This window comes from Pseudoalteromonas sp. S558 (assembly GCF_005886635.1).
Taxonomy (GTDB): Bacteria; Pseudomonadota; Gammaproteobacteria; order Enterobacterales; family Alteromonadaceae; genus Pseudoalteromonas; species Pseudoalteromonas aliena.
On sequence record NZ_PNDU01000128.1, the window covers coordinates 18,424 to 28,579 of the forward strand.

Annotated in this window: 11 protein-coding genes; 8 read left to right on the forward strand and 3 right to left on the reverse strand. The window is 39.4% G+C overall.

Going from position 1 to position 10,156, the window contains the following annotated elements; all coding sequences use genetic code 11:
• Positions 1-46: 46 nt before the first annotated feature.
• On the reverse strand, positions 47-1,111 hold the full coding sequence (gene hemE, locus CWB66_RS10295) for a uroporphyrinogen decarboxylase (protein WP_138585313.1): 1,065 nt from the start codon (positions 1,109-1,111) through the stop codon (positions 47-49).
• A 529-nt stretch (positions 1,112-1,640) separates the two neighbouring features.
• Between hemE and CWB66_RS10300 the strand changes: the two genes are divergently transcribed.
• Positions 1,641-2,111 (forward strand): Rsd/AlgQ family anti-sigma factor, encoded by a 471-nt coding sequence (locus CWB66_RS10300; RefSeq protein ID WP_077536402.1) that lies wholly within the window; start codon positions 1,641-1,643, stop codon positions 2,109-2,111.
• A 72-nt stretch (positions 2,112-2,183) separates the two neighbouring features.
• Here CWB66_RS10300 and fkpA read toward each other — a convergent pair whose 3' ends face one another.
• Entirely contained in the window at positions 2,184-2,936 is a 753-nt protein-coding gene (gene fkpA / locus CWB66_RS10305) for an FKBP-type peptidyl-prolyl cis-trans isomerase (RefSeq protein WP_138585314.1), read from the reverse strand.
• A 210-nt stretch (positions 2,937-3,146) separates the two neighbouring features.
• Here fkpA and CWB66_RS10310 point away from each other — a divergent pair, with 210 nt between their 5' ends.
• Together CWB66_RS10310 and CWB66_RS10315 are read left to right on the forward strand one after the other, a co-directional pair.
• Positions 3,147-4,145, forward strand: coding sequence for a WD40 repeat domain-containing protein (locus tag CWB66_RS10310; RefSeq protein ID WP_138585315.1), 999 nt, complete (start codon positions 3,147-3,149; stop codon positions 4,143-4,145).
• Positions 4,132-4,347, forward strand: coding sequence for a SlyX family protein (locus CWB66_RS10315; protein ID WP_138585316.1), 216 nt, complete (start codon positions 4,132-4,134; stop codon positions 4,345-4,347). Before CWB66_RS10310 ends, CWB66_RS10315 begins: the two co-directional genes overlap by 14 nt.
• A gap of 31 nt (positions 4,348-4,378) precedes the next feature.
• Here the strand turns inward: CWB66_RS10315 and CWB66_RS10320 are convergent, their stop codons facing one another.
• The gene (locus tag CWB66_RS10320) at positions 4,379-4,582 is read right to left on the reverse strand and encodes a YheV family putative zinc ribbon protein (protein ID WP_004589620.1); all 204 of its coding nucleotides are present in this window, start codon (positions 4,580-4,582) and stop codon (positions 4,379-4,381) included.
• A gap of 132 nt (positions 4,583-4,714) precedes the next feature.
• On the opposite strand from CWB66_RS10320, the gene CWB66_RS10325 reads away from it, so the two are divergent.
• The 5 genes from CWB66_RS10325 (at position 4,715) to CWB66_RS10345 (ending at position 10,018) form a co-directional block, all read left to right on the forward strand.
• Positions 4,715-6,637, forward strand: a complete 1,923-nt coding sequence (locus CWB66_RS10325; protein WP_138585317.1) for an ATP-binding cassette domain-containing protein — start codon at positions 4,715-4,717, stop codon at positions 6,635-6,637.
• Positions 6,621-7,043, forward strand: coding sequence for a TIGR02444 family protein (locus CWB66_RS10330; RefSeq protein ID WP_138585318.1), 423 nt, complete (start codon positions 6,621-6,623; stop codon positions 7,041-7,043). Before CWB66_RS10325 ends, CWB66_RS10330 begins: the two co-directional genes overlap by 17 nt.
• Before the next feature lie 477 nt (positions 7,044-7,520).
• Positions 7,521-8,513 (forward strand): hydrolase, encoded by a 993-nt coding sequence (locus CWB66_RS10335; protein WP_138585319.1) that lies wholly within the window; start codon positions 7,521-7,523, stop codon positions 8,511-8,513.
• The gene (locus tag CWB66_RS10340) at positions 8,510-8,764 is read left to right on the forward strand and encodes a YheU family protein (protein WP_138585320.1); all 255 of its coding nucleotides are present in this window, start codon (positions 8,510-8,512) and stop codon (positions 8,762-8,764) included. Before CWB66_RS10335 ends, CWB66_RS10340 begins: the two co-directional genes overlap by 4 nt.
• Positions 8,765-8,821: 57 nt before the next feature.
• Positions 8,822-10,018: a dipeptidase gene (locus CWB66_RS10345; protein WP_138585321.1), complete on the forward strand. Its 1,197-nt coding sequence runs from the start codon at positions 8,822-8,824 to the stop codon at positions 10,016-10,018.
• Positions 10,019-10,156 lie beyond the last annotated feature (138 nt).

A 10,156-nucleotide genomic window follows, 5' to 3' on the forward strand; every position in this document is an offset into this window, starting at 1 on the left:
CGGGCTTTTTACTTTTAAACTGTTTTAAAGCTTGTTTAAGTGGCTATCACTTATGGTATTTAGCACTTAACTCATGTACTGCATTGATGAATACACCGGCATTTTCAGGGTCTACATCTGGTGTAATACCGTGGCCTAAGTTAAACACATGACCGTTGCCTGTACCAAAGTCTTCTAAAATAGTGCCTACTTCTTGGCGAATACGCTCTGGTGTACCGTGTAACATAGACGGATCCATATTACCTTGTAGCGCTACTTTATCACCAACGCGGCGCTTAGCGTCGCTAATATTAATAGTCCAATCAAGACCAATTGCATCACAACCTGTTGCTGCAATTGCTTCAATCCATTGACCACCATTTTTAGTGAACAAAGTAACCGGTACTTTACGACCATCGTAGTCACGAATTAAGCCATCAACGATTTTATGCATGTATTGCAGTGAAAATTCGTTGTAATCACGCGGGCTTAATACACCACCCCATGAGTCAAATACCATGAGTGATTGCGCGCCAGCTTTAATTTGAGCATTTAAGTAATCAATGACTGAATCAGCTAACTTATCGAGTAATAAATGAAGTGTTTGCGGCTCTGCAAACGCCATTTTTTTGATTTTACCAAATACTTTGCTGCTACCGCCTTCAACCATATAAGTTGCTAGCGTCCAAGGAGAGCCAGAAAAACCAATGAGTGGTACTTCACCTTTAAGTTCACGACGAATAGTGCTTACTGCGTTCATTACGTAGCCAAGCTCGTCTGTAGGGTCTAACTTTGGAATTTTTTTAACATCAGCAAGTGATGAAATAGGACGTTCAAACTTAGGGCCTTCACCCGTTTCAAAGTACAGACCTAAACCCATAGCGTCTGGAATCGTTAAAATGTCACTAAATAAAATAGCAGCATCTAACGGATAACGACGCAGTGGCTGTAATGTTACTTCACACGCAAGCTCAGCATTTCGACACAGGCTCATAAAATCGCCCGCTTGTGCACGTGTAGCACGGTATTCAGGTAAATAGCGTCCTGCTTGGCGCATCATCCATACCGGAGTTACATCTACTGGCTGTTTAGCTAGTGCACGTAAATAACGGTCGTTCTTTAATTCGCTCATGGCGTAAATAATCCTAAGGCTTGTATAAATTATGCGAGATTGTACCACCATATTCACCGCCCCTCTATTGCTTAGAGACGAAAACAACCTTACCTTAAGGTAGATCAATATTATTTAAGCTTTCATTTTCTTTTGGCTATAAAACATACAGCTGAAAATAACATTTAAAACTTTTAATTAATATGTTTGCAACATAGTAAAAACCTTGTTATTGTTTGTCCCGCGTTAACAAAAACAACAATAAAAATCTTAGAATAATAAAAATAAAAGTCATTAAAATAATAACAATAAAAATTATCTCATAAAAATAAGAAAGCTTGTTACAACAAGTCATTGAAAGAAATTAGACCACCCTAACCGGTGGTTTTTTCTTGCCTGCAATAAATTTTTAGTCTTACATCTCAAATAAACAACAGCGCTTTTAGAACATCTATTTTACTTGTTGATATACACGCAAATTAAATATATCTTGATGTATATAAACTTATTATATTCCAATTGAAAGACCAACCCAGCTAGGAGAATAGTTATGCTGACGCGTGTAGAAAAAGCTCAACAAAAATGGGGTGGCAGCCACACTGTAATCGACAAGTGGTTAAACGAACGCCAAGAGCTCATTGTGCTTTTTTGTAAAATGGCTGGTTTTTCACCGTACGATAAAAAAGATCATGCTTTGCCTGAACCTGCGCAGATTGAATCATTTTGCCAAATTTTGATGGATTATTTATCTGCAGGTCATTTTGAGATTTATGATGATATTGCTAAAGCATGTGAGAAAAAAGGCGTACAAAGCCAAGCCTTGGCTAACGATATTTATCCACGCATTTCAAGCACTACTGATGTGGCACTTGATTTTAACGATAAATATGCCGAAGTGAACAAAGACGATTTACTGAAAGATTTTGATAATGACTTATCTGTAATTGGTGAAACACTAGAAGCACGCTTTGCACTAGAAGATGAACTGATTGATAATTTATTTTCCAATCACACAGATTAATTACTTATATTAAGTACATTAAAAAAGGGACCCAAGGTCCCTTTTTACATTTAAACTATAAGCGTTAGTTTATTATTGTGCTGCGCTAGCATCCGCATCGTTTTGAATCTCTAGTAATTCAACTTCAAATACAAGCGTTGAGTTAGCAGGGATTTTACCTAAATCACGGTCGCCGTAAGCAAGTTCAGAAGGAATAGTGAACTTGTACTTAGAGCCAACAGACATAAGTTGTAAGCCTTCAGTCCAACCTGCAATTACGCGGTTAAGAGGGAAAGTCGTCGGTTCGTTACGTGAATATGAGCTATCAAACTCAGTGCCATCTAACAAAGTACCTTTGTAATGTACTTTAACTACATCAGTCGCTACTGGCTTTTCGCCATCGCCTTGTGTAATTACTTCGTACTGTAAGCCAGACTCAGTAACTGAAACACCTTCTTTTTTAGCATTATCAGCTAGGTATTTAACACCGGCTTCTTTACTTTTTTCAGACTCAACTTTTGCTTTTTCTTCTTGCTTAGTACGCACTGATTCATCTAGTGCAGTTAACACTTCACGAATTTTTTCTTCGTCAATTTTTGCATTACCAGCTAGCGCATCTTCAAAACCACGAATTAACAGTGCTTGGTCTAATTTAATATCAATTTCGGTTTTGTCTGCTAGGTCTTTATTTAAAAAGTTACCTACAGATGCACCAATACCGTATGCTTGTTGCTGCTCTACAGTGTCTAGTTTAACTTCTGCTTGCTCTTTTTTTGCTTCTTGATTACAAGCTGTAAGCGCTAAAACTGACGCTGCAATCAATGACAATCTAATCGTCTTTTTCATTTTAAATCTCCGACACACTTTGCAGTTGTCATTTATTGTATTATTACTAGTTAAAGATTAACGGCCTACATGGTAGGCTGTTTGTGTAATGACTAAATTTTTGTTAGCTAAACTAAACGCATATTCAGTGCTTAGACAAACAACCTAGGCATTCAACGCATCCTAGTCTAACCTCTCAGTCAACAAGAGTTAAGAGGAAATACCTGTAACATGTCGATATTTCGTACTTTTTTAATCATATTTAGCTGTTTTTTAGTCATTGCCTGTAGTGATAAAAAACAACACGCTATTGCAAGCTACGAACATGCAGCAAAAGGTGCATTTTCGTCAACATTATCAAACGACGGTAAATACAGCTTAATCTCCTCAATCAATCATGGGGTCGCCCTGTGGGATAATCAACAAAACGCTCTCAAATACCAATGGTTTCAGCAGCAAGCTGAAGATAGCTTAGTATATGCTGTTGCAATTGCCTTTGATAACAGCGTTGCTGTTACCGCAGAAAAAACCACGTTTGCCGTTTGGGATATAACCACAGGCAAAAATAAAGGCTATTACAAAATCCAAAAAGCCAGCATTCGCGATATTGCTATTAGCAATCAAGGCCGAAGCGTATTGTATGGTCGAAGCGACGGCGTAGTGGTATTTATAAATCTTGAAACCGGCAGACGCATCGAGTTTTTAGGCCACCAAGATAAAGTTAACACTGTCGATTTATCGCCGAATGGGCGCTTTGCTTTAAGTGGGTCTAACGATTATGTTGCTTACTTTTGGAATACGCTTACTGGCCAAGTAATTCACCGCTTTAATCACCCAACGCGTGTCACCCAAGTAACCCTAGATCCACAAGGTCGCTATGCGTTTACGGCCGATAGTATGGCACAAGCAAATGTATGGAAGCTGACTACAGGTGATCTTGTGAGTAAACTGAAGTATATTGCACGTCAGAAAATTTTTACTGCGGTGCGTTTTAACGAACAAGGCACTTTGCTGGCAACCGGCTCTCCTAATAAGCGGGTTGATTTGTGGCAAATACCAAGCGGTGAAAAAATTCAAACTTGGCAGGTCACCCCGCGCGAAGGCAGTAAGCCGAAATCGGCAGTAGTGCTAGATGTGACATTTACAGATAACGGTAAGTCGTTGTTAACCGAAAGCTCCAGCGGTATCGCAGAGCGATTTATTATACGAGAGAATAATGAACACAATTGAACATCGCTTAATGGAACTTGAAGCCAAAGTGGCTTTTCAAGACGAAACGATTGAAGTCTTAAATGATGAAATAAAAGTGCACCAGCAACTTTTAGCAAAAATGAAACGCCAAACAGAGCTGCTAGCAGAAAAAATTAAAGAGTCGCAGTCATCGTCATCTCTGATGTCGGAAGTACCTGAGCCACCGCCACCGCATTACTAAAACTAGTAAAAACAGGCCATAAAAAACCGGGTTAATCACCCGGTTTAAACACACCAATGACTTGTTCAAATTGGCGGGTAGACGCCTGAACAGCGTTATCTGGCTGCGCCATTTTATGACCACACTCAACACACTCTACTTTTTCAACATCATGTTCTCTGTAAAGCATCATAGTATCCATAGCTTTACACTCAGGGCACGATGCACCAGCAATAAATCGCTTTTTTTGTCTCACAACATTTTTCCTGTGGTTAGAACTGCCGCTATTTTATCGTATAACTTCACTTGTTGATACGCTTGATAAGCGCATTAAGTTCTATGGTATGATAACGCCAACTTAACAAGGGCACAGTAAAGTAACGCATTCATGATCCAAATATCAGAAATAGAACTACTTCGTGGCGGAAAAGCCTTATTAAAAAACGCATCAGCTACGTTATTTCCAGAGCATAAAGTAGGGTTAGTAGGCGCTAACGGCTGCGGAAAATCAACCTTATTTGGCCTATTAAAATCAGAATTGCAACTCGATGCAGGTAATTGCAACATTCCAAAAGATTGGTCTATTGCCTCAGTAAAGCAAGAAACTCCAGCTCTTGAAATAAGCGCAATTGATTATGTACTGCAAGGCCATCCAGAATACTATGCAATGCGTATAGCACTGCGTGAGGCCGAGCAAAACAACGATGGCGATACACAAGCCAAAGTACATATTCAACTCGAGAACATTAAAGGCTATAGCATTGAATCAACAGCTGGTGAACTTTTGCATGGCTTAGGCTTTGCGAATAACCAAATAGAAAACCCTGTAAGCTCGTTTTCAGGTGGTTGGCGTATGCGCTTAAACCTTGCCCAAGCACTTATTCGTGATGCCGATTTACTACTTCTCGATGAGCCAACAAACCACCTTGATTTAGATGCCGTTTATTGGCTTGAACGCTTTTTACGTGCTTACACAGGTACGTTGGTACTTATATCACATGACCGTGAGTTTTTAGATGCGGTGGTTGACCAAATTTGGCATGTAGATAAGCAACTTATCAATGTGTACAAGGGTAATTACTCGCAGTTTGAGCGCCAAAAAGCAGAGCGTTTACTGCAACAGCAAGCAATGTTTGATAAGCAACAAGAGCAAATTGCTCACTTAGAGCAGTTTATAACTCGCTTTAAAGCAAAAGCCAGTAAAGCTAAACAAGCACAAAGCCGTGTGAAAGCGCTTGAGCGCATGGAAAAATTAGCACCGGCACATGCCGACTCACCCTTTAATTTTGAGTTTGCAGACCCAACCGCATTACCAAACCCACTAATGACAATAGATAAAGCCAAAGCGGGTTATGGTGATGTTACTATTTTAAATAATATAGAACTAAACCTAGTGCCAGGTAGCCGAATTGCATTACTTGGTAGAAATGGCGCGGGTAAATCAACACTGATTAAGCTGCTGTCTGGTGATTTAGCGCCGCAAGCTGGCGAAGTTATTCAGCATCACGGATTAAATATTGGTTACTTTGCGCAGCATCAGCTTGAATCTCTAGATTTAAAAGCCAGCGCAATAACACATATACAACGACTAAACCCAAAAGCGACCGAGCAATCACTACGTGACTTTTTAGGTGGTTTTGCTTTTATTGGCGATAAAGCCTTAGAACCTGTAGCTCCTTTTTCGGGTGGCGAAAAAGCACGCTTAGTACTTGCTATGTTGGTATATCAAAAACCAAATTTACTGCTTCTCGATGAGCCAACTAACCACCTTGATTTAGAAATGCGTCATGCACTTGTTATGGCTCTGCAAGGGTTTGAAGGCGCAATGGTTACCGTATCGCACGATCGCCATATGCTTAAAAACACCGCCGATGAATTTTACCTAGTAGATGACGGTAAGGTGACCCAATTTGGTTATGACTTAGATGCGTATTATCAATGGCTGCTTAATGCCAATAAAGAGGCAACTAAGACTGAGCAATCTGATGAAGTAAAAGCTAATTCTGGCGTTAATCGTAAAGAACAAAAGCGCCTAGAAGCCGAGTTTAGAAAAGCAATTCAACCACTTAAAAAGCAAATTGAAAAGCTTGAAAAGCAGTTAGATAAATACTCAGCAGAGCTTAACGAAGTAGAAGCCGCACTAGGTGATAACGAACTCTACAACGATGACAACAAAGCCAAGCTAAAAGAATTATTGGCCAAGCAAGCAACGCTTACACCTAAGCTTAACGACGTTGAAGAAGAGTTACTGATGGCACTTGAAGAAATGGAAGAAAAAGAACAGGCCTTCGCCGATGAACTTGCTCAATAGCGACCATTTTTGGCAATTTGCGTGCACCTTGTACGCAAAACTTGGACAACAAACAACCTTGCTGGCACTACAAAACCAGCAAGGAAAAAACGTCAATTTATGCTTATTACTGCTTTATTTAGATTCATTAAAGTTAAGTATTAATGCCCAACAGTTAAACGAGTTAACACAAGTAGTGAGTGAGTTTGATACTCACGTATTACAACCTCTGCGCGCTGCACGTAGCTATTTAAAAATTAATCAGAATACGATAAATGACTACGCCACAATACGCGAGGAACTGCTTAATGCAGAACTCAAGCTTGAAAAACAACAGCAGCATATGTTGATTGAAGCGGTGAATGGGTTTGAATTCGTAGCAGATCCAGAGCCGAATAATATTGAGCTGTATGTGAAAGCCACTTAGGCTGCTCGTTTTTATACGCCCTTTCACTGCTCATTCTCTTTTCTTTGTGCAAAAACTCTCTTTGCCCTCAGTGATAATAAACTTATTAGCCCTCAAAGCATGATCTAAATCAACTTTACTTCGCTCCCACATCCGCTTAATAAAATAACTTGATCTCGATCACGTTACACCATACAAACAGCGCTTATGATTAACCCATCAACAACGAGGGGAACAACTCATGAACGTATTCTTTAGAGACTTTTTTACAGATCCAGTTTTATTTTTGTCTTTTGGATTTTTAGCTATTGTTGTTTCTCTTTGTATCTTTTTCGCTTTTTTCTTTCTTAAAAAGATAAATGACGCAGAAATTCCTGACCAAAATTAAGCACGACGCACAAAGCGCCTAATCTATTACTGATTAGGCGCTTTTTATTTTTAACCGCTAAAAATTTGATACACTAGCGCTTCGTTTATTGTTAAGTGTGTAGTACAAATATGATCCATAAGTTCAAACCAGCATGGTGGATGACTAATCGTCACGTTCAAACCATAATGCCGCGTTTTTTCCGCCCTTTTCAACATACACGCTACGAACTTGAACAACTTGATACACCCGATGGTGATTTTATTGAACTCGCTTGGTCACTTCCACACAACGAGACAGCGCCACTTGCCATTGTACTTCATGGCCTTGAAGGCAATATAAATAGCTTTTATGCCAAGGGCATGATGAAAGCGTTAAAAAAACAAGGTTATGCAGTAGTGCTGATGCACTTTAGAAATTGCTCAACCGAAGTTAATCGCTTGCCTCGCGCATATCACAGTGGCGACACCGCCGATTTAGCTTTTTTCATTAATCACCTAAAACAGCAATACCCAAATAGACTAATGGTTGCTGTGGGGTTTTCACTTGGTGGTAATGTACTTGCTAAGTATTTGGGTGAACAAGCATTGGCATGCCCACTCAACGCTGCTGCAGTAATATCGGCTCCTTATGATTTATCTTCATCGAGTGATGTAATTCGCAAAAGCTTAGGTAAAATTTATCAAAAATATCTGCTCGATCGTATGAAAAAATCGATGCAGCGTAAACTGCCACAAATTAAGCAGCAGATTTCGTTAACCCCTAAACAGTTAATGAAAATCGATGACTTATTAGAATTTGACAATCAACTAACAGCTCCTTTACACGGTTTTGAAAACGCACACGATTACTATCGTCAAGCCAGTGCAATGCCATATTTAAAGCATATTGCAGTTCCAACATTAATTATTCATGCCAAAGACGATCCTATGCTGTCAATTAAAGCCGTGCCAAGTAGGCAAGATGTGAGTGGGCATGTTACGCTGCGCATCTCTGAAAAAGGCGGACACGTTGGTTTTATTAGTGGTAAAAACCCATTTAAGCCAATATTTTGGTTAGAGAAAGCCGTACCCAACTATTTTGGGCAACATGTTCTAAATAAAGTAAATAATGAGCAATTATGATCATCCCTTTTGAGCAACTCAATAAAGATACTCTTTACAACTTAATAGAAAGCTATGTACTGCGCGAAGGCACTGATTATGGCGAAGTAGAAGCAAGTATTGAATCTAAAGTTAACCAAGTTAAGCTACAGCTTAAAAATGGCGAGGCTATGGTGTTTTTTTCAGAGCTACATGAGTCTGTAACCATTATTTCGAAGGGCGAATTTAAAGCGTTGCAAAGTGAAGAGCACCAAGCACAGTCATTTGATTAGCACTTGTAACTTTTGAACTGAACGTACACAATGGCCTTTTACCCTAAGAGCCAAAACATGATAAAACTCAGCACTCTAGTGGTAGCCGTATCACTAGTTTTAACACCCAAAGCCTTTGCAGAGCAAGCTACTAGCGCATCAGACAAAGCAATCAAACTTACCAAAGAAACTATATTAATTGACACCCATATTGACGTCCCTTATCGAATATACAATAAATGGGATGATGTGACTAAAGCAACTGACGGCGGTGATTTTGATTATCCTCGCGCAGTAAAAGGCGGTTTAAATGCACCGTTTATGTCGATTTATATTCCTGCACATTTAGAATTTGAAGGTAAAGATAAAAGCTATCAGTTGGCCAATCAACTCATTGATGGCATGGAAGCTATTGCTCAGCGTGCACCCGATAAGTTTGCAATTGCTAGTTCAACTACGGACATTGAAGCGCAATTTAAACAAGGTAAGCTATCTATTGCGATGGGAATGGAAAATGGCTCGCCTATTGAAGGTGATTTAAAAAATCTACAACACTTTTTTGACCGTGGTGTCCGCTACATTACTCTTGCTCATTCACAAAGCAACCATATTTCTGACTCATCCTACGATATACGTCGAAAGTGGAAAGGCCTAAGCCCATTTGGCAAAGAGCTAGTCACTGAAATGAATAATATTGGTATGTTAATCGATGTCTCGCATATTTCGGATGATGCGTTTTATCAAGTTATGAAGCTCTCTAAAACCCCAGTTATTGCATCGCATTCATCGCTACGCAAGTATACTCCAGGCTTTGAGCGTAATATGAATGACGATATGTTATTAGCGCTGAAAGAAAATGGCGGCGTTATTCAAATCAACTTTGGTTCAAGCTTTGTTACTGCTAAAGCAGGTAGTTGGGGCAAACAGTTAAAAAGTAAAAAAGAGCTGGTAAAAAAAGAAGGCACTAAATTAAGTCAAGATTTTGATGCTGCGTATCGCGCTAAAAACCCTTATCCTTTTGCAAGCCTTGCGCAAGTACTTGACCATATTGATCACGTAGTTGAGCTAATTGGTATTGATTATGTAGGTATTGGTTCTGATTATGACGGTGTTGGCGACTCATTACCTATTGGCTTAAAAGATGTCTCTAGCTATCCAAACCTAGTTCAAGGGTTAATGGATAGAGGGTACAGCGATAAAGACATTAAAAAGATATTGAGCGGAAATACGTTAAGAGTATGGAAAAAAGCAGAAGAGTATGCAAAAAATAATTAAATTTACCAAGGGCCTGCTTATCTTTCAAGGTTGAATTTGCAGCTGACTGTTTGGTTTTTAGGCAAGGCAGAGCCTATGGTGTGTGGTTATTCCACATAAATAGGCGATAACGCAGCATAAATGCCAAACATGCGCTGC